This window comes from Halomicrococcus pelagicus (genome assembly GCF_050954125.1).
Genome location: NZ_JBPBWC010000022.1, coordinates 25,920 through 49,055, shown reverse-complemented (window position 1 = coordinate 49,055; position 23,136 = coordinate 25,920). Strand labels below are relative to the sequence as shown.

Sequence of the window (23,136 nt, the reverse complement as noted above, 5' to 3'; positions counted from 1 at the left end):
TACTCGATTTTACAGGTTTGCAAGGTGAATGTCACGAGGTTTAACTCTAAGCGATTCACTCGTCAGATCTTTTCTTGGTACTCTCGGATGATTCTGAGGTAGTCTCTGTCTCCGGCGCGTCCGTAGTCGACATTTCGGATGATTCCGTATCTTCGGACGAAGAACTAGGATCAGAATCAGGGATAGGATCACCAGCAGTTGCAGCCGATGTCAATTGCTGGCCATGGATGAGTTCTGGAAGAACAATTCGCGTGCTATGGATGAGCAATACCAGCAAAAGGGGCCCGAAAAATAGGCCGTACCAGCCGAAGAGGAGCGGTCCAATAATATATGCGAATAAGACTAACCCAACATGAAGATTGCGTCCAGAAATATATGGCCGTAATAACAATTCAGTCATACCGTCTACAATGGCGGCCGCAGTTAGCACGAAAATGATCGGAAACCAAATTTGCTGAGGGTTTGTAGTGAGTGCACGACCACCAAGATAGAGTCCGACTGGGACATAAATGAGTTTCATACCGACGATAGGGATTAAGCTTGCGAGGCCCGTTAATAAACCAAGAAGGACAGCCGCCGGAATCGCCACTTCAGTCGGTGCAATGCTATTAAGTATCGTGTATGTGACTGCGGAGACAATTGCAACGACGAATGCGTTCAGGATATTTCCGAAATAAATCGTCTCGAGGTCCGTATCTACTTCGTCTAAAAACGCGTATGTCGCGGTATCAGGGCCACTTATTCGAGATGTAAACCAGGTCGCAAGCTTCTGGTCATCACGGAGGAGATAGAAGGCAATTATCAATGCGATAAATACATGGAGAAGTCCAGTGAGTACTGCTCCTAGATACCCCCCAGCCGAGACAAGAGTATCACTTACGGTATTCGGATCCAGAATCTGTGTAAATCGCTGGGGGTTCGATAAGAACCGCTGGAAACTCGTTTGAATATTTTGTGAGCCAGAAATCTGCTCAAGATACGGCCCGAATAGGGATTGATACTGGTCAAGATTCGGACCAAGAAACGCGTCTAATTGTTGAATACTCACCAACACCGTGTAGGCGATCAGCAAGAGTCCTGGGAATGAAATCGCGCTCAGTGCAACGGCTGCAGCAAGACTCCGTTGATGGATATGGCGGCTCAATTGATGATAGATAGGACGGGTTGCATAATAAATGAATAATCCAAGAACGAAGGTCCCAATATATGAATAGAGAACAAATGCAAAAAGAACGAGGAACACACCAAAGATTAGCCACCAAGCGATTCGTTCACGATTGTGAGTAAGACTTGAGCTCATGTAGTATAGGGCAACAACATTCAGCCCAATAATCTTCCGACTCATCTAGTACGAACGGCACTCAAAACCAAGGCAGAATTCCGAAGACTACAGTTGTAGTTGTATAATAATTGCTTTCTCTTTTCCAGAGAGAAGTACTATTTGCTGAGAAACAGGTTATGCAGCGGGTTTCTAGTGCAGTGTACCATTATCATCACCGACAACTACTGCTGTACCGAGGAAGAAACGCTCGGTCGCGTCATGAACCACACGAATGTGAGTGTTGTCATGGTAACTGCCATGATGAGAGCATTGCGCCACCCGCTGAGTAGCATTGCTGCAAGCCAAATCACGACGAATGCGCCGGTTCAAAGTGCTTGTCGCGGATCTCGTCTTGCCACTCCCCAGTAGATAGCCATAATCAGCGTGAGAAATCCAGCAATCCCAAATCCAGCGTTAATGACTGCCGGCGTCACTATACCCTTTCATCAAACCATAATTATATATATATATATATATATTTTATACTTCTCCCACGCTTTCAGTAATTCTCACTCAAGTTAGTTAATTGTCGGAAGAGTCAAAATGGTCACGGATGTCGCTGTGTCAATACAAACACTAGTAGCGCCATCAGCAGGGTCCCAAGTAATGTTTCAACGCTTGCAACTACGCGTGCCCACGATCCAATTGGCTGGATATCGCCATACCCGAGCGACGAGAACGTCACGACACTAAAATAGAGGCTTTTGAATACCGCCTGTACCAAGTATGGAACCGGCGCAGCCTCAGGATCTTCAATCTGATATGTAATTGTCCGCTCTCCGGCAATTTCACGGATGCCGCCCGTAACAGGATAGATCAATGCACAAATCCCAATAAGCACGAAGGAAGTCCCCAGAACACGCCATGGGCTCGTTCCATACCGCATAACTACTCGTGACGACTCGAGATAGAGCGCTCGAAGATACTCGCTGTTAAACCAGGCCATACGACGCCGAAGATCCATCTCCTTCAAATAGTAGCTCCGAACTCGCCTTGGCATTGCATTTGACCTGAAAAGCCGCTGTAACTCACGATACACCCACGTGGCGGCCGTAAAACTTGCTTGCACTGCGTCAGACGTCTCCCCCTTACGGATATCTCGCTCATAGGAAGCAATCGTATCAAATTGGGTTTCTGCATCGACGCGACCATCAGTGATATCCATCCGATAGAGCTTTGCATCCCGGAAGGAAGCACCACGAAGATCTGCAACCGTGAACGAAGCATCATGGAGGTTCGCCCCCTCGAACGAAGCACCCTTCGCGTTGAGATCTCGAAACACCGCTTGCCGGAGATCAACCCCGCTGAGATCGGCGTGATTAAGTGTCGCATTGGTAAAATCCGCCCCAATCAGGACGCAGTCGGCGAGCCACCCCACGCCGGAGAAGGGTGCTTGGTCTAACTGCGCACCGTCAAGACGTTCTCCTGCCGTAGGACGATGGCGCTCGTACTCGTCTCGCCCCACTGATCGCTCTGTATGCCAGACGCATCGGTCGTCATCTTCTCGCACAGACCGCCAGCAGCAAACTGGCCCGATATCCGAGACTCCCTCAACGTCATGTACATACCCACACCGATTAGTCCCCATACTGGGGACTCAACCTAATAGTCTGTACCGTTGTTGGTGAGTACGAGATAGGCTACCTTGGTCTCCCCCTAAATCAAAGATGATCTATAATTTAATCTATCTAGACGGATCCTCGTTTCCATCGAACACTTCCCGAGTTCCCTGTCGATTCGACGACTAGGAGATTTCTGAACGGCCCCAGCGACAGGCTGGCGTCACCGAATACGACCCAGACGCCGAAGTGGTGGCTGGTCTGCACCAGCTGCGGCGACCGGCTTGGTCGGTATCGTCGCTCGAAGACGGTCCGCAACCCTAAGGACTACCATTGAGGTGACGGACGCCGACCATCGGTTTGAAGGGCACGGACTGGAACTTCTATCCTTCGTCAAGAAGTGGAATGAAGCGCGAGATTGTGAACGTATGGCGCTCTCAACGGGTCTCCAACGGACGGACGCACACCGATTTTACGAGGAGAAAACAGGGGCAGAACGGGCGAGTTATGTGTACAAACCCCCCTTCGAGTAACCACTCTGATGGCTTCTGCAGTAACACCGAAGTCGTGTGCTTCGTGACTGCTTTGCGCTATCTATTCACCACTACCCTTGAAACACACCATTCCATAAGTATTTCATCAGGTATATTTATAAATAAACCATGCTATATCATGTCTATTCTAAATCCCCGCTAACACAAAATATATTATGGAATGTCGTAATTCTGAGACATGGAACGACCTACCCGACGACGGTTTCTTCAGGCAGCGAGCATGGTGACTGGTGGCTTACTGCTAAGTAGTGGCGCTTCCAGCGCCGCCTCATGCGAATCAGACGGCCTGTTTGCACCGGAGGACGCATGGCCGGCACCACAGGGAACCGCCGGAAGAACACGAGCAACAAAGGCACAGGGACCTAATGGTCCCTATCTGGTAACTCAATGGACGCAAGGAGTCAGGGAGGCTGGGAGCCCTACCGTTGCACATGGAGTCGTTTATTCTGCTGATGTAGCCTCTATAGAGTTTAGTCAGGGACGGATAGCCGCGTACGACGAAGCAAGTGGTGAAGTCCTCTGGAGACGAAGGCAAGCAACTACTGAATCAGGGGAAAGTGTTCCAATAGGTGCTCCTGGGGCACAGCCAGTTGTATCCGACGAATCAGTATACTTCGTAGGTAAAGGAGAAGTAGAAAATAATAGCAAGACACACACAGGACTTGCTGGAATTTATTCTCTGAATGCCGCCTCGGGCAAAATCCAATGGCGCCGGTCGGACCTCTCCTTAACAACCACTGTCGAAGTGACAGACGGGCGTGTATATTTCGAACGTGGGGCCCTTGATGCGGCTACTGGTGAGACGATTTGGGAGGTCGATGAGTCGGGGGAGCTGCTGGGTGTCGCCGGAAACGTAGCGTATCTCAGTTATTGGGATCGGTCCGTGGAGAGGGAATCTATTGCTGCTCGTGATATCACGACAGGAAAAGAGCAATGGAGAGTAGAGCGCGCCGATCGAGTTGTAGGCACTGCAGCAACCAGTGATACGCTCTATGTGACGAGCAAAACATCCATTGAGAATCCGTCCTACGCAGTGTATGCGCTTTCGGGAACGGATGGGAGCGTCAAATGGCGTTCGTCTGCTCCCATACGTGGGACAGCACCAACGACAACGTACACTGTTGGCAGTATCTCGGAGAACACGATTACCGTCGACAGAGCCCCTACTATTAGTGTTCCAGCTGTCGATGAATCTCGAGTATACGCTCTTACTCGTTCCTATGCAGAAAGCTGGTTCCCGGGACCGGTTATGAGTCAAAGCGACTACTATGACTCCGAGAGTACCCTGTACGCCTTTGACCGTTCTACTGGCGAAGAAGTCTGGCGTTATGAAACTCCTATCCAAGCCGAGGCAGCACCGACCGTTGCCGATGACACAGTGTATTTCGTCGGTAACTACAAGCAAACTGACGCTATATATGCGCTAGATGCCGAAACAGGCGAAAAATGTTGGCTGTCTGCTATTCCTAACCACGGATGGATGAACTCCTCCCCGGCTGTTGTTAATAATAGCATTTTTACATCTGCTGTAGACCCAATGGTCGGCGGGAAAATCTCTAAATTCGAATCTACGGAGTGCGGTGAATCAGTTCCTGACAAAGGAACTAGAACAGTGAGAAACGATTCAGACAGCGTCGCAAACCAGACTTCTTTAGATGCTTCCCCAACCTCACAGTCGGCGTCTTCTTCCTCTATTAAGGATACTAAACATCTGAGGTCAAGAGAAAGCGGAACGCCAAATGCCGTATTGTCACCGAGTGCGCCAGATAAGTCGTTCTCGTCCACACAAAAGTACGACTGGCGGTCACCACTTACGCTCATTGGCAGTCTCGGTCTAAGCGCAGGTGCTTATCTCATCAATCGTTCACCGTTGAAAGGAGACGACTAACAATAACGACGGCGTACTCACATCAGCACTATTGACAGCTCAAAACGACGTGAGGGCCCGCATCGTTTTCCGGACCCGCGTCTCACAGCACTACTGTCACAGACAGTCGACCACCGTTGTACTGTTCTCGTTGTCGTCCCGACAGAACGATTACCCGCGATTGTAGTACCACTCGTCACCGACTGACGGCCGAATCGCAAGACGTAGTGGGGATAGTATTCGACCAATCATCCCTGTCCTGCGGCAACGCAGTACTACTCACCGACCGAGGTTGACCACAATCCCTTGACTACACGTGTCGTGACGCTTCGACCGCCGCGCTCGCACCACGTCGGCGTGATTGTTTCCGATGCACGGCTAGTTTATTCGACTCAGTTGGCGATCGCTAGCGCTGTCTCGGCGTGCTGCTTGGCGTAATCGATGTGAAAGAGAGTGTTGTCGCTACGGACGGGATAGGCGTCCACCGCCGCTGACCGACCTAGCGTAGTTCGTCTCTGTTACGGGGGCGTGATGGGCTTCGATACGACTCCGATGGTGGCTTCCGACGGTGCTCTCGTCCTGGTCAGAGACGCGCTCGGCAGGCAGCAGCAACTGTTGGCATGCGTCGTTTACCTCGTCTGCTACGTCAAGATCGAGTGGTTACAACTCCGGGGCATCAAGATCGAGCGCCACCCGACGCACAGTCACAGCATCTTTCAGGCGACCACCAAGATCGCAGAGTGGACTGGAGACGGCGTACCGATTCACTGCGGACTTCGGTTCGTTCTCGCCGCGTTCGTCGCCGAGGTCGTTCGTCACCTCTTTCTCCTCGTCATCACTTTCGTCGGCCGTGTCGTCATCGGTCCGCAACTTCCCGTCGGATCCGAACGTGGCCTGTTGTGGGTCGTTCATACGAATCTCTCGTGGTTAACGAGTGAAATAGGTAGGTAAATCGAGCGTCGACGAAGGCGCAACTATTACCGACGCCAGGTTTCCTCGAACATCGTGTCACCGTCGAGCGTGACCGTCGTCTCTATCTGACAGAGATCGTGTGAGATGTAGTTGCTGGCGTCGATTTCGAATTCGCCGAAGTCGGTGGTGAGTGCGAGCGACATCTCATTCTGGGCGGCCGCGGTCGACGGGTTGTCCGCTGTGACGGCGGCCTCGAACGTCGCCTGCCGCGAGAGCTGTCCGTGGGGGAGGTCGACCTCCAGTGAGTGACTCTTGGTGATTTGAACCTGATCGGAGACCTGCTCACGACTGGTAGTCCACGAGGACTCACCGCTCGCGCGCCTGGCGCTCGTCGGCACCCTTTCGTCGGGTGGGGCTACGTCGACCGGGTCGTCGAAGTCGACCCGGCCCATCCGGCGACCTGGGAATTTCACGGTTGCTGGGTCGTCGGGTGCGGAGCGGATTACGAACGAACCCTGTCTTGAAGTCGGGAGTGAGACGGGGAAGAAAGACGAACCGACGGCGACGCGAATCGAGTGCCCTTCCTCGAAGACGTGCGACTTCGGGTTGAGTGGGACGGTCACGTCGTACTCGGCACCGGGTTCCATCTCGTCCGGGTCGTCGAGTCCGTTCCGGTACTTGCCACGCACAGCTCCGTGGGAGACGAGCGTGCCGCGACCGTCGGGAGAGACGTCGACGAGTCGAACGACCACGGTCGGATCGGAGACACTAGCCGCGAGTCGGAGCGTTACCTTGCCCGTGCCGGTGAGTTCGATCGGGTCGTCGAGAGGGTCCGTTTCGAAAGTCAGCGACCGAGCGTCGTCGTCGTTTGTTGCAGGCGGGTCGAACGACACTCCGTAGGGGTCGATAGAGGACGGTCCGACCGTCGGATCGAACGTGTACTCGGTGTCGACTTCGCCGGTCTCGTACTCATCCGGCGAGGCGAGTCCCGTCGGCGTGAGCGCCAACGTCACGGCGTCGTCGGACGCGTCGTGGGCTACCGCGCTCTCGGTCGGGAGTCCGTCCTCGGTCGCCGTGGGCCAGGTTTCGCGTCCGCGCCACTGGCCAACCGAGGAGCCGCCGCCGTCGAGTTCCGTCCAGTAGGTGATGGTCGGTTCTTCCGTGACGCCATTCTCCTCGTCACGGAGAAAGCGGTCGAACCACCGGAGTGCCTGCTGGCGGAAGGCGATTGCACTTTCACGCCCTCGGTGGGGCATCTGGTGTCGCCAGGGACCGAGTAGAATTCTTTTCGGTGCATCTATAGCTGAAAAGTACTCTAGCGTGTCTCGCGTGTAGGGGTCGCGCCAGCCACCGACTGCGAGTGTCGGAGTCTCGATGTTCTCGATGGGGATATTTTTGTCCGTCCAGTACGACTCGTGGGGCTCGTTATCCAGAAATTGGAACAACCACGGGGTCCGGTCGCGCGAGCGTTCCAGCCGGCTCTGCCAGCGGTCGACCCACGCTCCATCGGGATCCCGAACGCTCGCAGGTTTGGCCTCGAGGGCTTGCATCAGTGTCAGCCAGTCCATACCGATAGTAAGGAACTCGAACAGGCCGCCGTACGAGTAGGCATTCCGCCGTCCTTGATACGGGGTATGGATAGGGACAATAGCGTCGAGTGCATCTGGTTGCTGGCCAGCGGCGTCCAGTGCCGTGATACCGCCGTAGGACTTGCCGAAAAGGCCGACCCGGCCGGTAGTCCATGGCTGCTCGGCAAGCCACTCGACGATGGCGGCCGGTTCGGTCCCTTCGCGGCGAGTGAACGGTTCGTCAATGAATCCGCTCGAACTACCGGTACCGAGCATGTCGGCGACGACGACCTCGTACCCGTGCTTGGCGAAGTAGCGGCAGATCGGATCGTAGGCACCGTAGGTGATGAGGTCATCCTGATGGTATGGGACATACATCAGGAGGGCTGGTGAAGCCCCGTCGCTGTCGGCCGGTTCGTACCGGGTCGCCGCGACGGTTTCGGACTGTACAGGAATCTCAACTGTCGTGTGGCGTCGAATATCGCCGAGATGGTCGTTGGAAGTCATTGTGAAGGGTGCGGACTAATTCGGGTGCAATGCTCGTTCGAGAAGGAAGAGGGTGTCAGTTTTGTGATACCCAGACGTTTTCGAACAGCATGTAGGCGGTTGGGTAGACGTCGAAGTTGTTGACGCGGGAGCGGAACGCGTGGCTGACGTTGTTCCAGACGAGGAAGGGCTTGGGCATGTCGTCGGTGATGAGCTTCTGAGCAGTCGCGTAGTGTTCCTTTCGTTTTTTCCGGTCTCGAGTCTTCCGGGCCTTCTCCATGGCCTTGTCTGCCTTCTCGTTAGAGTAGTAGGTGTAGTTGAACGGCTGTTCGCTGTGGAAGGTCGCGTAGGTGAAATCGTCTGCTGAGAATCCCCAGGTGTAGTTCTCTATCATCGAGTGCCACGACTTCGGCGGGACAGACTTGTCGTCCCAGCCACCGACGAGAGGTTGCCAGGTAGTGCCCTTTGAGGCGGGCTTGATCGACATGTCGATTCCGATCTTCTTGTAGTTCTGCTGGAGGATCTTGGCGACGTCGATGAACTTCGGCTGGTTCGTCGGTTCGCAAGTGAACGAGAACGACGATTCCCCAGCCTCTTTCAGCAGTTGCTTGGCTTTCTTCGTATCGTTCTCGTACGTGACTGCGGCGTCCTTGTCGTAGGCCCAGTGCCACGGCGGAAGGGGACTGTGGGCGATCGCCGCGTAGCCGCGGAACTTCGTCTCGACGATGGCTTTCCGGTTCGCGGCATGCATGAGTGCTTTTCGAACCTTCGTCTTGGTGAACGGCTCGTAGTTACGCCGATTCACCCACTGACTCATCTTCGCAGAGCTGGGTTTCGAGACGACGTGAGTCTTCTCGCGGTTTTTGAGGTCCTTGATGGATGTCGCCGCGGCAGACTCGTCGATGTCGATCTGTCCCGATTTCAGTGAGGAGGTCCGTGTCGTGCTCTCCGGCGAGATCTGGAAGACGAGCTTGTCGAGGTATGGAAGCTGGCCGCCCTCTCCTTCTTTGAAGTAGTTCGGGTTTTTCTCGAGCACGTACTTTGACCCGGCGGTCGACTTATCGGCCTGGTATATGAACGGTCCGGTGGACCAAATGCCGGTCTTCGGCGTTCCGAAGTCTTTCCCATGTTCTTCGACGGCTTCCATGGGGACGATATTGAACCAGCCAAACGCTGACATCTTCGCCTGCTTGATGAGGAACGGGGCGAACGGTTCGGTCAGATTGAACGTGACTTCGTACTTGCCGGTCTTCTGGACCGTCTCTTTTGGCGTAACGTTTTCGCCGGTGAGAGTTCCCTTGTAGGTGCTCAGACCGTACGCGCCGTAGTCCGGGTCGAGTATGTTTCGCCAGTTTTCGACGACGTCGTCGGCAGTTAACTCGCGTTCGTACGGTGGGTGGAATTTGACGCCTTTCCGGAGCTTAAAGGTGTACTGTTTTCCATCGTTCGACACTGTCGGCATCTCGCGTGCCAGGTCCGGTTTGACTTCTCCCTTCGGGGTGGCCTTCACGAGCGCGTTCCCGATGTTCTCGGCGATGGTCGTCCCGGTCGTGCCGGGAATTTTGTGGGGATGGAGCGTGTCGTAGTCGGACTGCATCGCGACGGTGAGAGTGCCGCCGGGCTGTATTTCGCCCGTGCTCTCAGTCTGCGTGTTCGCGGCCGTTTTTGGACCGTCGCCGTTACCGTCTCCGTTGCCTTGCGAACCGCTGTTACTGCTTGCACAACCGGCCAGCATCGACCCTGCGCCGATGGTCGTCGTTGCGCCGGCCATCTTGAGGAAGCCGCGGCGACCGCGGTCGTCCTCCGTGATATTTGGTACCATACATATCGTGGCTAGGCCTACAACTATTTAATTGTTTATAAAATACGCTTAATATTAATTCTGAATAATTATGTTTACTGTATATGGTGCTAGGGATTCATTTCGACCTTCCTCGCGGCGTCGACATACAGCGTCTCGTCGGCTTCGCCCGTCACCGGACCGTCGAACAAGATGTGCTCGACGGACCGAGGAACCGCGCTCTCCGGTTCGACCGTTCCGAGTGTCGCGTAGTACGCTTGGAGGTCGGGGAGCGCGCCGACCGGCCCTTCGAGTTCGAGCTGCGCCCGGAGATTCGAGTCCAGCCGACCGACCATGACACATTCGAGGTGGTCCGACCAGTCGTCCCACTCGACGGAACCGACCTCTCCGCGACCGACGCGGATGCGAAGCGACGACTCGTCGGGAACGCTCCCGCGTGCCCGAACGTAGGCAGACATCGCGAGCGTTCCCGCCCGATACGCGTCAGTTGAGGCGTCGGTGACGACGGTTTCGACCATTTCCAGTGCCCACGAGTCGCGCTTGACATACGCCGCCTCGTCAACGTAGTCGAGTGCCCGGTCGTCGTCCCCAGCCCAGTGACTCGCCCAAGCCGCAAGCACCCGAGTAGCGAGGCGCTCGTCGACCGCCTCGCTCGCGTCGACCGCGCGCTCGAATGCCTCAACGGCGTCATTGTATGCCTTGTTCTCGACGTAGTGCGCACCGTCCAACACTTCCGCGCGAACCGCCGACGATAGCGTGAGACGTTCGAGCGGTTCCGACGTCCGCTCGTGCACGAAGTTGTAGAGCGCCACCTCGCGCACCGACAGCGACGCACCCGTCTCGTGAACGACACGCAGTCGCACGTCCTCCGCTGCAAGTTCAGACAGCACTGCGTCGACCCCCTGCTGGAGCGTCCGATGTGTCTCGTCGCCGACCGAGCCGTCCGGTCCTGCGACCTCCAGTTCGTGCAGCGCGGTGACGAAATTTCCGCGTTCGGACTTGGCAGTGCCGCGGTCGAAAGCCGCCTCCAGTCGATGCAGCGACTCCTCCGTCTCGACGACGTCGTCGGTGTTATGGACGACGTCCCGCAGGCCGTTCAGTACGAGCGAGCGCGCCATGTCGGAGGGCTCCCCAGTCACTGCTGGACCTCCAGGTTCGACGCCCGCACGTGTTCGTGCCCGTCATCGCGGTGCAGGTGACAGGCGGCGAACTGCTCGTCGCCGACGTCTGACCGCTTCGGAGTCTCACGCTCGCAGACGGACGAGAACTGCTCATCGAAGAATGCGACAGCCTCGTTACGTCCCCCTGCAAGCAGGCGTTCGAGCCCGTCGTAGACGGTCGAACGGTGAGCGTCGGGCAGTTCAACAGTCGACGCTCCCGCGGCGTCTCGTTCCCTGACGTGCTCTTCGTAAATAGCATCAAGGACGGCCGCATCGGAGACGCCCTCGTCGCCTTCGTCGGTCAGCTTCTCTCGCATCGCCTCCGGGGAAATCTCCTCGTTCGCGACGCGGTGTTTGAGCTGGATTACACGTCGCCAGGCATCCTGGCTTCCTGTCCAGTCATCCGGGGGAATGACCTTTGGACAGCGCGGATGGAACCGACAGCCAGACGGCGGATCGATCGGCGTCGGAACATCCCCTTCCAGTCTGACGCGCTCGCGGTCGACCGTCGGGTCCGGAGTGGGGATGCTGGAGAGAAGAACTTCTGTGTAGGGGTGTTGCGGATTCTCGTACAGTTCGTTCGTTGGCCCCTCCTCGACGATTTTACCCAGGTACATCACCGCAACGCGGTCGCATATCTGCCGGACGACGCTCAAGTCGTGCGAGATGAACAGCATCGTAAGGTCCATCTCGCGCTGCAACTCGCGGAGGAGATTGAGAATCTGGGCTTGCACGCTTACGTCCAGCGCGGACACCGGCTCGTCCGCGACGATGACCGACGGTTCGACCGAGAGCGCCCGGGCGATGGCGACTCGCTGTCGCTGCCCGCCGCTGAACTCGTGTGGATGACGGGTTACGTGTTCTGCGCCGAGCCCGACGCGTTCGAGGAGTTCGCGCGCCCGCTTCTCGCGTTCCGCGTCGGTGTCGCAGACGTCATGGACCCGCATCGGCTCAACGAGCGTCTCCTCGACAGTGTAACGCGGGTTCAGCGACGAGAAGGGGTCCTGGAATATCATCTGGGCCTCGCTGCGGAGTGACTTCAGTTCGCTCGTCGATAGCGCGGTTACCTCCTCGTCCGCTAGATACACTGACCCGTCAGTCGGTTCGAGAAGTCGGAGTAACGCCCGGGCGAGTGTGCTCTTGCCGCATCCGGACTCGCCGACCAACCCGACGGTCTCGCCCTGCGAGACGGTCAGGTCCACGCCGTCGATCGCCCGAACCTGCTTCACCTCGCGATGTGGGAGGAGGCGGTTCAATAGCGTGTCATTCTCCGTAAAATACTTCTCGAGTCCGTCGAGTTCGAGGGCTGGGCTGTCGTCGCGGCCGTCCGTATCGCTAGGTGAGATGTCACTGCTCATTGTGGGTCCTCGTAGAGACAAGCACTGTAGTGATCCGATGCGACTTCCCGCAGTCGCGGGTCCTCTTCTCGACACGCCTCGGTAGCGTGCGGACACCGGGGAGCGAAATTACAGCCGTCCGGCGTGTCCGCCAGGTCAGGGACCTGACCGTCGATAGGGGTAAGATTCGGATCAGTCACTGTGGGGTCGGGTACACAGCTGATGAGTCCCTTCGTGTAGGGATGGCGTGGGTCGAGGAACACGTCCTCGATGTCGCCGTACTCGACAATTCGTCCCGCATACATCACCGCGACGCGGTCACAGACCTCCGCGACCACGCCCAGGTCGTGCGTGATGAGCAACACGGCCATGCCCAGCTCTTCGTTCAAGTCTTGGATGAGATCCAGTATCTGGGCCTCAATGGTGACGTCAAGCGCCGTCGTCGGCTCGTCGGCAATGAGCAGGTCCGGCTCATTCGCCAGTGCCATCGAGATCATGGCACGCTGTTTCATTCCGCCAGAGAACTGGTGCGGGTAGTCGTCGACACGGTCTTCGGGGCTCGGAATACCGACCTCATGCATGAGGTCGACCGCCCGTTCCCGAGAGGTTTCCTCGCTGACTCCCTGGTGGACACGGAGAGGTTCGCCGACCTGCCAGCCGACGTCGAACACCGGGTTCAGTGCCGACCCCGGCTCCTGGAATATCATTCCCATCTCGCTCCCTCGCAGGTTCCGAAGCTCCTCGTCGGACATCGCCAATAGGTCCTCGCCTTTGAACCGGACGCTCCCCTCGTGGATTTCCCCGGGCGATTCGACGAGACTCATCAGCGATAGGCTTGTGACGCTCTTGCCACAGCCGGACTCGCCGACCAGGCCGACGATTTCGCCTTCCTGAATTTCGAGTGAGACACCGTCGACTGCCTGCACTGTCTCTTCCGACGTGTCGAACCGGAGATGTAGGTCGTCGACCGCGAGTAGCGGGTCGTCGCCCCGTCGGACGAGTTCCCACTCGGACACCGACTCCGGCTCGGTCTTGGTGCGGTCAGCGGCTTGGTCTGAGTGCTGGACGTGTTCATTCATGTGCTATCGTTCTCCGTGACCGAGCGAGGGTCGAACTCGTCGCGCAGCCCGTCACCGAGCAGGTTGAACGCGAGCACCGTTATCATGATAGCCAGGCCGGGGAACACCGATATCCACCAGGCGTCGGGCAGATAGCTGCGGCCCGCAGAGATCATGCGTCCCCAGGTCGGCGTCGGCGGTTGAACGCCAAGTCCGAGGAAGGACAGCGATGCCTCGATAATAATAGCTGTCGCGACGTGGTAGGTCGCCTGGACCAGCACCGGCGTGAAGGCATTCGGAAGGATGTGCTTGCCGAGGATCGAGGGATGGCCAAGGCCGGTGTTTTTCGCCGCCTCGACGTACTCCTCTTCTTTGACCTTGAGCACCTGTCCGCGGATGACGCGAGCGTACTGGGGCGTATAGACGATGCCGATGACGAGTATCACGTTTCGTAGGCTCGCCCCGAGCGTCCCGACCAGTGCGAGGCCAAGCACCAGGGCGGGCACGGAGATGACGACGTCCATCGCTCGCATGATACTCTCGTCGAGCCAGGACCGGTCAGTGTACCCCGCGAGGCTCCCTAACGGGACGCCAATCGAGATGGCCATTCCGACGGAGACGATGCCGACCAGGAGCGACGCGCGGGCCCCAAAGAGGAGCCGTGAGAATATATCGCGGCCGGTTAGATCCGTGCCGAGTGGATGTTCCGCACTCGGTCCGGCCAGTGACGCATCGTAGTCTTGCTCGGCTGGCCCGTACGGAGCGACGACGGGCGCGATAACGGCGAGGACGACGAGGGCAACGATGGCCCACAGCGACGCACGGGCGGTCAGGTCCAGTCGTCCATAAAGGTCTCTTGTCCATGCGGTGCGGTCGTAGAGGTCGTCGAGCGTCGAAGTTCCAGTTTCAGTTGACATTTTCGAACTCACTCATTCATATTTGATTCGGGGGTCAAGATACGCGTATAGCAGGTCGACGAACAGATTTGCGAGCACGAACACCATCGCGATGGCGAGGATGATTCCCTGTATCAGCGGCAGGTCCCGAGCCAGGACAGCGTTGTAGAGCAGTCGGCCGATACCTGGCCACTTGAATATCTGTTCGACGACGATGGAGCCGTTGAACAGGAATCCGATCTGTAAACCCAGAACGGTTACAACTGGGATGAGCGCGTTCCGGAAGGTGTGAACGAGGACGACGCTGCTCTCTTTGACGCCCTTTGAACGGGCCGTCTGCACGTAATCTTCGTTTAACACCTCGACCATCGCTGACCGGGTCATCCGTGCGGTCAACGCGGCGTACCCCACCCCGAGTGTGATTCCCGGAGCGAGGATAGTGCGCGCCCACTGAAGCGGATTCTCGGTCGGCGCGGCGTAGCCGCTAATGGGAATCAGCGGTGCCCCGAACCAGCTCTTCCAGAACAGGACGAACACCATGATGATCATGATGCCGAGCCAGAACGGTGGGATGCTGATACCGAGGAACGCGACGACGCGGCTGGTGTGGTCGATCCACGTGTCCTTGTACACTGCACTGATCACGCCGGCCGGGACGGCGATCAAGATAGCGACGAGTAGGGAGACGAGCGCGAGTTGAATTGTCGGCCATATCCGTGAGAGAATGAGACTGGTCACCTGGCTCTGGAGGGCGTACGACCGGCCGAGATCGCCCACGACTGCGTGTTTGAGCCATTTGAAGTACTGGACGTAAAGCGGTTTGCCGAGTCCAAGACGTTGTCTGAGCCGTTCGACGTTTGCAGGCGTTCGTTGTTGTGGTGGCAAGATCGTCGTAACGGGACTTCCAGGGGAGAGCTTGATGAGCAGGAAGACCCCGATAGACACCCCCAGTAAAACTGGAATGGCCAGCAATAGCCGTTTTACAGCATAGTCACTGAATCCCATGGAATTGCGTATCACAGACAGGGCAGTAAAGTGTGTTTATCATATTCACTGGATAAATAGGAGTAATTTATGCTTAGGGGCTATCTACCCTCAATTTTAGCGATGCAGAATTGTGGTTCAGGAAGAAAACATCAGCTAACTAAATCAACTTCGATAGATTTGGCAGTCCGGTGCACCATACCCGGTAATTCATCGTAGAATACTTCGTCCGTGAACCGATTGATGGGCCCCGCAACGCTCACCGCAGCGAAGGTATCCGCCTCTATCTCGATCGGTGCCCCAACCGCCCTGACACCGGGCGTATTCTCCTCATCGTTAAGTGAGTACCCCCGCTCACGAATCGTCGAAAGATCAGCTTTCAATTCGGATTCCTCGGTGATTGTACTCGATGTCTTGCGGGGCAGTCCGTGGGTTGCTATGATCTCTTCGACGCGCTCTTCGGGAAGATTTGCGAGCAGTGCTTTGCCCGACGAAGTGCTGTGGAGGTACTCACGCTCTCTGACGTGTGCGAAGTTCTGAAGCCCTCCTGCCCCGGTCCTGCTGTAGGCATAGATGCCCATGCCGTTCTCCTCAAGGACGAGATTCACCGTCTGCCCCGTCTCCTCAACGAGCGATTCGATTTCCCGCTTCCCGACGTTCACCAGGTCATGGCGGTTTTTCGCGAAATCACCGATGTGAATGAACCGATCTGCGAGATGGTACTCAGACCCCTTCGTGACAACGTACTCGTTCGCCTGAAGCGTCGCGAGATAGTTGTGTACCGTACTTGGAGGAATGTCTACTCGGTCCGCCACGTCAGAAACACCCCCTCCGTTTAGATCCTTGAGTGCTTCTATAATGTCGAGGGCCCGGGTGACTGATTTGACGTGGTTCGCAGAGTCATCGGTCATCGCAACTCTAAATGCTGAAATCATAGACTTATACTTTTGCCATACAGAAAGCAAATTCAGTATTGTAAAATAACCATTCACCCCTCAGAATCGATGTTTATACCTGGGTATGAACCACCTAGGGGGTTAAGTGGTCCGAGAGACTCTCGATCAACCACTTGCCACTAATATCTGTTATATAAAATTATATAAATATCCTATTATAAGTATATGTATGTGTGAATACACTGTAACTTATATCATCGGAGGATTCTGAAGGGGTTGGATGCCTTGTGGAGTGACGTGAACTCACGATACTTGATGAGTAGTCGGATGTCGTACTTGCGGGCGATCCGCCGAAGTTTCTGATCGTCATATCCCTTGTCATCGATCAGTACTGTAATGGCCCCAGCGTTACATGTCACCACCTGTGGTGCGATTTGGGTATTGTGCTTCTGCGTTGTCGTCACGTGAATATCGAGTACCGCGTTGGTTTCTGTATTGACTAATAGCGTCGTCTTTAGATGCTGTATCGTGGGATTCGTTCGCTTCGTGTAGTGGGCTGAGGCGTGGGCCCGCTCAAACCCGGACGTATCGATATCGGCCACTCTGTTCAGCAGCAAATCTGTGAGGGAGACGTTCAACAGGACACGCCAAACAGCCATCTCCAGGCGGTCGAACGCCTTACAGAGTGTCGAGGGTGGGGGAATCAAGTCAAGATATAGGGCGTCACGGACACGGGCCATCTCGGTAAGTTCGTCAGCGAGGTCACGATACGTGCTCGTTTTCTTGATTTGCAGGCAAAGCAGGACGACGTGTTGCCGGAGCGGGATGCGCTTCCGCGAATAGCGAGTCGAGAACCGTGACACAGCGCGGCGAGCCAGCACGACAGCACGTTCGACGAACTGGAGAAGGCGCGACTTCGGGAGGTCATCCATCATGACGGAGGTTACTCATCATCGTGTTTCTCAGCAAGGGTTTCCAACAAAGCCGAAATTCCCAATATAGACATAGGCTCGCAGGTGGCCGCGTTCAGTCTTCCCGATCGTGGGATAGGTCGCAACCGTGACGACCTGCTTCCGGAATTGAGATTTGGTAGAGTGGAGTGCTCACTTGGGGGTTGTTTTGAGCCATTGGCGGCCCTGCTGCGAGGACGTCACGACTCTGTTCCTTTTTGGCGCGCTAGTCGGTGAGCGATTGACGTTCGAGGCCGTTACAATGGCTGTTGCCTATTACGCTTTCAACCCTGACCACAAGGACTGAACGACGAATTCCGATGCTGGACACATCCTCTGCAGCAGTCAACGCAATTTCATCCAGTCGAGAAACTGCTGCGAAAAGGAATATGGAAACGTCTGCGAATCACTGTCAATTGTACGGAGACTACCGCCGTGACGATAACAGACCACGCTTGCAGGCGACGTACAGACTCGTCTCGTTAACCAACGAAAGACCGACGAGTACGACGTTGATATCGGGAGAGCCAACGGCGGGGAGAGTCACATGCTGAACACTGACGTCGGCGACGACGGGTGCTCGGTAATCCCTACAAGACGAGTGATAGATACTCGCGAGAGGAAGCAGTCGAGAAGTACCGAGAGGCGTTTCACGACAGGCTCAACGACGATGAATTCCAAGACGCTGTCGAAGAGCTCCGTGGCAAGACGCTCGCCTGTTGGTATACCCCGAAGGCGTGCCACCGGGACGTCATTCTTGAATACCTCCGAAGTTAGCATAGTATACTAACCTACGTGCTCGTCCAAGAGCGACCGAACTGCGAGAACACGCCGTTTCGACTATAATCTCGCGAGCGGCGTCGCGGGCGTCCACGGCGTCGATCGCGTCGGCGACGTTGGCCCAGTACGGTGTTTAGTTCGCGTCCCTGCTCGTCGTCTTGCTCTGGCGACGGCGGTCTCGGAGACGCTTCCGTTCCTGCTCGCGTTCTCGCTCTGCCTCGCACTCGTCGCCTACCCAGGCCCGGAGCGCTGCCCTCCCATTGTCGCGGTGGTCTGCGTAGTTCGGCTAGAGCGCTTTTGCTCAGCTTTGTCGCTGTCTCGTGAACCTGTTGCGAAGAGTTGGTTACAACGCTGTAATAACGGGGGTCGACGCCGTCGACCCCCTTCTCTTTCGCAGAAATGACGCAGAAAAGGACGCACCCCACAGTAGTCGTACGAACGGTACCACCGTGGGTTACCGGGAATGCGGTGTGGATCTCGTGCGGTGGTGTCGCCGCAGACGGGGGTTCGGGAACCCCCGTGATTACAATATTGTAACGCTGCCTGTCGTGGTTAGTTTCCTCCCGTGTTGGCGTTGTGTGCTCGCATCCAGCCGGCGAGATCGGGGTCAGCGAACGAGATCTCGATATGCCGACCGCCGACACCCATCGCGTCGTCTGCCGACAATGTCCGACTCTCCTTGTAGGTCACGCCGGGGACTCGGTCGGCCATCTCCTCCATCACGCGATAGCCGTCGTTCTTGTACGCACACCCGTAGTGGGTGGCGACCGTCCGATAGTCCAGCCGCGCGATCATCGCGTTGTTCTCTTCCGCGATCTTCTGCCCGGCCTCCAGCACGTCGAGATACTTCTCCTCGACGTGCTGGGATTCAGCGCGCTGCTCGCGGAAGTTCACCAGTTCCGTGTTCTGTTCGGAGCGCTCGACCGTATCGACGAGTTGGCGGCCTGCGTTCGCTGCTTCGGCCACGAGACTCGGCGACTCATAATCGACCCCTTCGGTGCTATCGTAATCTCGAACGAGGTTGATCATCCGTACAGACGCCCGCACGCGAGCGTTCCGCTGGATTAATGACTCTGATTTTGTGTAAATATCCACGCTTATTAGAAATGTAAGTTAATATGAGGTTTCTGTGACAAAACATATGTACGTAGAGCCTGTGTCTATGCATAGCTATAGAAATACTACATTGGTTATGCGACACCTTTAGTTCAAGAAACCCGCCTCAACAGATGGAACAGAAGGTACGGGTGACCGGTGATATTTTTGAATGTGAAAAATGCGGCACCACCTTTATTTCGAAACCATCTGATTGTTCAAAGTGCGATCAGAGCGAGTTCCGAAATCTCGGCAGTTGTTAATCCTGTCTCCTTATCGTTCGTTTTCTACTGATACAGTTTCTAACGCGTCGATCCGTGTGGGCATGCAATCGCGGCAGAATCACAGCTAATCGAACTCGGCGAACTCTCATCCCAGCGCCCCGACGAGTAGATCACGGAGTTGCTGGCCGATAGTGTCGATAACTGAGATTGACGATGATGGTTCCTCTGACGCCTTAGTAACTCGCCAATGGCGAGCAGAGGCGACGACTTATTCTCTTCTTCTTTCCTATCCTTATGTCGATAGGCATTCTAAAAATAGCTATGTCGTCCTCGAGCACACCCTTTTGAACTGACAGCTGCAACGAGTCTCAACTCCTTCGTCGGCGACTGTCTCGACCATATCTCTGAACATTATCCCGTCATGAGACGTTAGCTGGGCGTGATGCCAAACATTGATAGCTCAAGTAATCCGGGTATACGAGTAGGGACGAACCAGTGAAGCCATGAACCTGAGCATCGATCATGTCACTGTTGCTAGCCGTGATCTTGCATCATTGAGCGCGGCATACAACCAGGCCGGGCTTTCGCCAGAATACGGCGGCACGCACTCGAATGGCGTGACCCATATGGCCGTCGTCGGATTCGGAGATGGCAGCTATATCGAACTCATTTCGAAGGCAGACACAGAGCAAGAGTCGCCATGGTGGCATTCGCCAATCCAGGAAAATGGCGGCCCCTGCGCATGGGCGGTCGGTGTCGACGATATCGCTGCCGGAACGGCTCGTCTCCGCGACCGCGGTATCAGCGTTGATGGGCCGCACAGCTACCACCGCACACCCGAGGAAGGGGCACGTATCGAGTGGGAACTCACCTTCCTCGGCGACGGTGATCCAGGCACGATGCTTCCGTTTCTCATCGAGGACACAACACCGCGGACACGGCGTATTTCACCCACCGACGATATGGCTACTACTTCGATTACAGGAATCGAAACCGTTGTCTTGGCTGTCCCCAACCGAACAACAGCAGTCGAACGATTCAAGACCGCATTTGAGCTCTCAACCCCAGCGAAGCGCTTTGATTCTACCCGCGAAGCCAAGATTGCCGTCTTTCCGAACGCGCCCGTCATTCTGGCAGAACCAGCCTCGGACGGGTGGCTTACCGAGCGACTGAACGCGTTTGGACCAATTCCAATCGCCTATCTCCTCGGAAAAGAACCCACAGCAGCGACACCCTTCGACGTAGAACACACGGAAGAGTTCGCTGACCGAACTGTCAGCTGGATTGGGCCAACGACACCGCTCGACCGTCCCTATCTCGGCATTGTCGAGACCGATGATCAGTCGTCCAGCTAAAGGGACTGTCTTGTCCCGACCTCGTGTTCGGTCGCGGTCTCATAGAGATGTGAGGCCGCGGCGACGTCGAAGACGGCGCTGCCGACGCTGTCAACTACGAGGATATCATCCTCGGATTCCCGTCCTGCTTGGTCATCGAAGAGCGCAGCCATCGGGATAAGGTCGGTTTCAGCGAGGTCAGTCGCAGCAAGGTCGCCGGTGTCAATGACTTCCTCAGGTACGTCTGCGAACACATTCGTAGCTCGGTCGAAGACACCGGCTTCGAGCTCCTGCATGTCGGATGCGTAAGCGCCTACACCGATGACGAGTGTGCCGGGCTGGATGGCGTCTACAGAGAAGACGGGGGTGGTGCTAGTTGTTGCTGTGACGACGACGTTTGCGTTACGAACGGCGGCATCGGCTGTGTCGGCAGCCGTTGCAGGAATACCGCGGTCTTGCAGGTCGCTGACGCAGTCGTGTTTCGATTCACTCGGCGAATACACGGTGACGGAGTCAAGGTTGGTAAGCGTCGCTATGGCACGGGTCTGCCAGCGGGCCTGTGCACCAGCACCGATGACAGCGAGATTGACAGGAGAGTTCGCGAGTTCGCGTGCCGCGAGGCCCCCGATGCAGCCGGTTCGTCCGTTCGTGATGCGTGTAGCGTCCATGAAGGAGACGGGTTCACCTGTCTGTGCGTCGGCAAGCACGAGTTGCGCGTGTAGTGTCGGCAAGCCACGGTCGGAATTGTCTTCATGGAGACTGACTAATTTGGTCGCGAAATAGTCCGTGCCATGGATATAGGCCGGCATGACGAGACCAGTGCCGAGCGGCTGGGAGGACTCAAGACCCGTTCCAATATCGTAGTGAGGCCGCTCGGGCCGCTCTACTTCACCGGCCGCTTGTTTGCGTAACGCGGTTTCGATGACGTCGGGGAGTATTTGCAGGTCAGTGAGCGCGCCGATTTCTTCGTCGGACAAAATTAGAACCATGTCGACTGCGATGTGACGAGCTCTCTTAGAGTTTCCTTCGATTGGGCGCAGTAACAGTAGACTTATATTGGCTGTTGTGAACGGCTAGCATATTATGGATGCAGTCGTCATTGGGGGCGGCATTGTCGGGCTATCAGCAGCATACTATTTAGGCGAAGCAGGCGCGAACGTTACGCTCTATGAGAAGAACTCGCTCGGAACTGGCAGTACATCCCGGGCAGCAGGTGGTATCCGGTCACAGTTTTCGACGGAAGTGAACGTCAAACTCTCGATGGCGAGCCGAGAGGTTTGGGAACGGTTCGAGGACTCCTTCGGCGTTGACCTCGCGTACCGAAAACCAGGCTATCTCTTTCTCGCACAGACGGCGGAGATGGCCGATCAATTCCAGCAGAACGTGCAGATGCAGAACGAACTCGGCGTCGATACTGAGCTTTTGACGCCGGAACAGGCAAGCGAGCAGTGTCCGGGCTTGCTAACGGATCAGTTCACTGCTGCGACGTACAATTCGACAGACGGGTTTGCCGACCCAAATCTCGCTGTCCAGGGGTACGCCAGTGCCGCCCGGGAGACCGGCGTTGATATTCAGACGAACACGGCTGTCACTGACGTACTCACTAATGGAAATACCGTTATTGGGGTTGAAACTGCTGACGGTGTCTTATCTGCGGATTTTGTGGTGAATACAGCTGGTGCGTGGGCGGCACGGATTGGCGAGATGGCGAGTGTGGAGCTTCCGATTCGGCCGCGCCGTCGACAGATTGCGGTTGTGGAGCCGAGCAAGCCGGTTGCTGAGGATGTGCCGTTGACAATCAATCTAGAGACGGGGTCGTATTTCCGTCCGGAGCGAGATGGTGCGGCGCTGGTCGGTGGGTATTTCGATGCTGAGGATCCCGATGCGGACGCGGACACCTATTCTGAGTCGATGGATATGGCGTGGGCTGCGACGGCCGTCGAGCACGCTGCAGAGTATACAACGTACTTTGGTCCTAATTCTCGTATTCGGCGCGGCTGGGCCGGACTCTATGCGGTGACGCCCGATCATCATCCAATTATTGAGGAGACGGTGCCAGGTTTCATCACTGCGGCTGGGTTCTCTGGCCATGGGTTCCAGCATGCGCCTGCTACTGGCCAAATCGTTCGGGACCTCTGCTTGAGTGATAGTTCGACGCTTGTTGACGTCACTCCGCTTTCCGGTCGCCGGTTCGGTGACAATGATGGGGGCCGTGTCGAACAAAATGTCGCATAGTAAAAACTATAGAATATATATCAGTTATTGCTTTCTTAAATTGTTATGATTACACCAAGCAAGCCAATAAGGAGTCTCTATTCGAAACCGACGGAAGTATTATAACAGACCATTTCATT

Annotated in this window: 18 protein-coding genes and 1 pseudogene; 5 read left to right on the top strand and 14 right to left on the bottom strand. The window is 56.1% G+C overall.

From position 1 onward, the window contains the following. Positions 1–55: 55 nt before the first annotated feature. On the bottom strand, positions 56–1,300 hold the full coding sequence (locus ACRYA2_RS23605) for an AI-2E family transporter (protein WP_433633684.1): 1,245 nt from the start codon (positions 1,298–1,300) through the stop codon (positions 56–58). A gap of 568 nt (positions 1,301–1,868) precedes the next feature. Continuing rightward, positions 1,869–2,786 (bottom strand): pentapeptide repeat-containing protein, encoded by a 918-nt coding sequence (locus ACRYA2_RS23600; protein WP_433633682.1) that lies wholly within the window; start codon positions 2,784–2,786, stop codon positions 1,869–1,871. Positions 2,787–3,218: 432 nt separating this feature from the next. Between ACRYA2_RS23600 and ACRYA2_RS23595 the strand changes: the two genes are divergently transcribed. Both ACRYA2_RS23595 and ACRYA2_RS23590 read left to right on the top strand, forming a co-directional pair. Next, positions 3,219–3,413, top strand: coding sequence for a GNAT family N-acetyltransferase (locus ACRYA2_RS23595; protein ID WP_433633680.1), 195 nt, complete (start codon positions 3,219–3,221; stop codon positions 3,411–3,413). A gap of 241 nt (positions 3,414–3,654) precedes the next feature. After that, positions 3,655–5,322, top strand: a complete 1,668-nt coding sequence (locus ACRYA2_RS23590) for a PQQ-binding-like beta-propeller repeat protein (protein ID WP_433633678.1) — start codon at positions 3,655–3,657, stop codon at positions 5,320–5,322. Between the two features lie 639 nt (positions 5,323–5,961). Here the strand turns inward: ACRYA2_RS23590 and ACRYA2_RS23585 are convergent. The 10 genes and pseudogenes from ACRYA2_RS23585 to ACRYA2_RS23540 all read right to left on the bottom strand — a co-directional run. Continuing rightward, positions 5,962–6,213: a hypothetical protein gene (locus tag ACRYA2_RS23585; RefSeq protein ID WP_433633676.1), complete on the bottom strand. Its 252-nt coding sequence runs from the start codon at positions 6,211–6,213 to the stop codon at positions 5,962–5,964. A 65-nt stretch (positions 6,214–6,278) separates the two neighbouring features. Then, on the bottom strand, positions 6,279–8,288 hold the full coding sequence (locus ACRYA2_RS23580) for a CocE/NonD family hydrolase (protein WP_433633674.1): 2,010 nt from the start codon (positions 8,286–8,288) through the stop codon (positions 6,279–6,281). A 55-nt stretch (positions 8,289–8,343) separates the two neighbouring features. Continuing rightward, the gene (locus ACRYA2_RS23575; protein ID WP_433633672.1) at positions 8,344–10,089 is read right to left on the bottom strand and encodes an ABC transporter substrate-binding protein; all 1,746 of its coding nucleotides are present in this window, start codon (positions 10,087–10,089) and stop codon (positions 8,344–8,346) included. A gap of 89 nt (positions 10,090–10,178) precedes the next feature. After that, positions 10,179–11,207: a hypothetical protein gene (locus ACRYA2_RS23570; protein WP_433633670.1), complete on the bottom strand. Its 1,029-nt coding sequence runs from the start codon at positions 11,205–11,207 to the stop codon at positions 10,179–10,181. After that, a complete protein-coding gene (locus ACRYA2_RS23565; RefSeq protein WP_433633668.1) occupies positions 11,204–12,586 on the bottom strand; it encodes an ABC transporter ATP-binding protein in 1,383 nt (460 codons plus the stop codon). Before ACRYA2_RS23565 ends, ACRYA2_RS23570 begins: the two co-directional genes overlap by 4 nt. Continuing rightward, positions 12,583–13,644 carry an ABC transporter ATP-binding protein gene (locus ACRYA2_RS23560; protein ID WP_113278200.1) on the bottom strand — a complete coding sequence of 354 codons (1,062 nt, stop codon included), beginning with the start codon at positions 13,642–13,644 and terminating at the stop codon, positions 12,583–12,585. The genes ACRYA2_RS23565 and ACRYA2_RS23560 overlap by 4 nt, the downstream gene beginning before the upstream one ends. Then, positions 13,641–14,540: an ABC transporter permease gene (locus ACRYA2_RS23555; RefSeq protein ID WP_113278199.1), complete on the bottom strand. Its 900-nt coding sequence runs from the start codon at positions 14,538–14,540 to the stop codon at positions 13,641–13,643. The genes ACRYA2_RS23560 and ACRYA2_RS23555 overlap by 4 nt, the downstream gene beginning before the upstream one ends. A gap of 12 nt (positions 14,541–14,552) precedes the next feature. Continuing rightward, positions 14,553–15,524, bottom strand: coding sequence for an ABC transporter permease (locus tag ACRYA2_RS23550; protein WP_433633664.1), 972 nt, complete (start codon positions 15,522–15,524; stop codon positions 14,553–14,555). Positions 15,525–15,655: 131 nt separating this feature from the next. Then, the gene (locus ACRYA2_RS23545) at positions 15,656–16,414 is read right to left on the bottom strand and encodes an IclR family transcriptional regulator (protein WP_433633662.1); all 759 of its coding nucleotides are present in this window, start codon (positions 16,412–16,414) and stop codon (positions 15,656–15,658) included. A gap of 260 nt (positions 16,415–16,674) precedes the next feature. Continuing rightward, positions 16,675–17,331 (bottom strand): annotated as a pseudogene (locus ACRYA2_RS23540) (transposase); the annotation flags it as partial. A gap of 594 nt (positions 17,332–17,925) precedes the next feature. Here ACRYA2_RS23540 and ACRYA2_RS23535 point away from each other — a divergent pair. After that, positions 17,926–18,126: a DUF4326 domain-containing protein gene (locus tag ACRYA2_RS23535; protein WP_433633660.1), complete on the top strand. Its 201-nt coding sequence runs from the start codon at positions 17,926–17,928 to the stop codon at positions 18,124–18,126. 555 nt (positions 18,127–18,681) lie between these two features. Here ACRYA2_RS23535 and ACRYA2_RS23530 read toward each other — a convergent pair. Continuing rightward, the gene (locus ACRYA2_RS23530; protein ID WP_433633658.1) at positions 18,682–19,158 is read right to left on the bottom strand and encodes a hypothetical protein; all 477 of its coding nucleotides are present in this window, start codon (positions 19,156–19,158) and stop codon (positions 18,682–18,684) included. A gap of 793 nt (positions 19,159–19,951) precedes the next feature. Between ACRYA2_RS23530 and ACRYA2_RS23525 the strand changes: the two genes are divergently transcribed. Further along, positions 19,952–20,803, top strand: a complete 852-nt coding sequence (locus ACRYA2_RS23525; RefSeq protein ID WP_433633656.1) for a VOC family protein — start codon at positions 19,952–19,954, stop codon at positions 20,801–20,803. Here the strand turns inward: ACRYA2_RS23525 and ACRYA2_RS23520 are convergent. Next, positions 20,800–21,771: an ornithine cyclodeaminase family protein gene (locus ACRYA2_RS23520; protein WP_433633654.1), complete on the bottom strand. Its 972-nt coding sequence runs from the start codon at positions 21,769–21,771 to the stop codon at positions 20,800–20,802. The two genes, ACRYA2_RS23525 and ACRYA2_RS23520, sit on opposite strands and share 4 nt — an antisense overlap. A 94-nt stretch (positions 21,772–21,865) precedes the next feature. Here ACRYA2_RS23520 and ACRYA2_RS23515 point away from each other — a divergent pair, with 94 nt between their 5' ends. Beyond that, positions 21,866–23,017: an NAD(P)/FAD-dependent oxidoreductase gene (locus tag ACRYA2_RS23515; protein ID WP_433633652.1), complete on the top strand. Its 1,152-nt coding sequence runs from the start codon at positions 21,866–21,868 to the stop codon at positions 23,015–23,017. The last annotated feature ends 119 nt before the right edge of the window (positions 23,018–23,136 follow it).

What these genes read in the sequence shown, in the direction of transcription:
- ACRYA2_RS23565 (WP_433633668.1), bottom strand. Translation starts at nt 12,586, where the DNA reads ATGAGCAGTGACATCTCACCTAGCGATACGGACGGCCGCGACGACAGC.
- ACRYA2_RS23605 (WP_433633684.1), bottom strand. Translation starts at nt 1,300, where the DNA reads ATGAGCTCAAGTCTTACTCACAATCGTGAACGAATCGCTTGGTGGCTA.
- ACRYA2_RS23520 (WP_433633654.1), bottom strand. Translation starts at nt 21,771, where the DNA reads ATGGTTCTAATTTTGTCCGACGAAGAAATCGGCGCGCTCACTGACCTG.
- ACRYA2_RS23590 (WP_433633678.1), top strand. Translation starts at nt 3,655, where the DNA reads ATGGTGACTGGTGGCTTACTGCTAAGTAGTGGCGCTTCCAGCGCCGCC.
- ACRYA2_RS23515 (WP_433633652.1), top strand. Translation starts at nt 21,866, where the DNA reads ATGGATGCAGTCGTCATTGGGGGCGGCATTGTCGGGCTATCAGCAGCA.
- ACRYA2_RS23530 (WP_433633658.1), bottom strand. Translation starts at nt 19,158, where the DNA reads ATGATCAACCTCGTTCGAGATTACGATAGCACCGAAGGGGTCGATTAT.
- ACRYA2_RS23525 (WP_433633656.1), top strand. Translation starts at nt 19,952, where the DNA reads ATGAACCTGAGCATCGATCATGTCACTGTTGCTAGCCGTGATCTTGCA.
- ACRYA2_RS23580 (WP_433633674.1), bottom strand. Translation starts at nt 8,288, where the DNA reads ATGACTTCCAACGACCATCTCGGCGATATTCGACGCCACACGACAGTT.
- ACRYA2_RS23550 (WP_433633664.1), bottom strand. Translation starts at nt 15,524, where the DNA reads ATGGGATTCAGTGACTATGCTGTAAAACGGCTATTGCTGGCCATTCCA.
- ACRYA2_RS23555 (WP_113278199.1), bottom strand. Translation starts at nt 14,540, where the DNA reads ATGTCAACTGAAACTGGAACTTCGACGCTCGACGACCTCTACGACCGC.
- ACRYA2_RS23560 (WP_113278200.1), bottom strand. Translation starts at nt 13,644, where the DNA reads ATGAATGAACACGTCCAGCACTCAGACCAAGCCGCTGACCGCACCAAG.
- ACRYA2_RS23575 (WP_433633672.1), bottom strand. Translation starts at nt 10,089, where the DNA reads ATGGTACCAAATATCACGGAGGACGACCGCGGTCGCCGCGGCTTCCTC.
- ACRYA2_RS23545 (WP_433633662.1), bottom strand. Translation starts at nt 16,414, where the DNA reads ATGACCGATGACTCTGCGAACCACGTCAAATCAGTCACCCGGGCCCTC.
- ACRYA2_RS23585 (WP_433633676.1), bottom strand. Translation starts at nt 6,213, where the DNA reads ATGAACGACCCACAACAGGCCACGTTCGGATCCGACGGGAAGTTGCGG.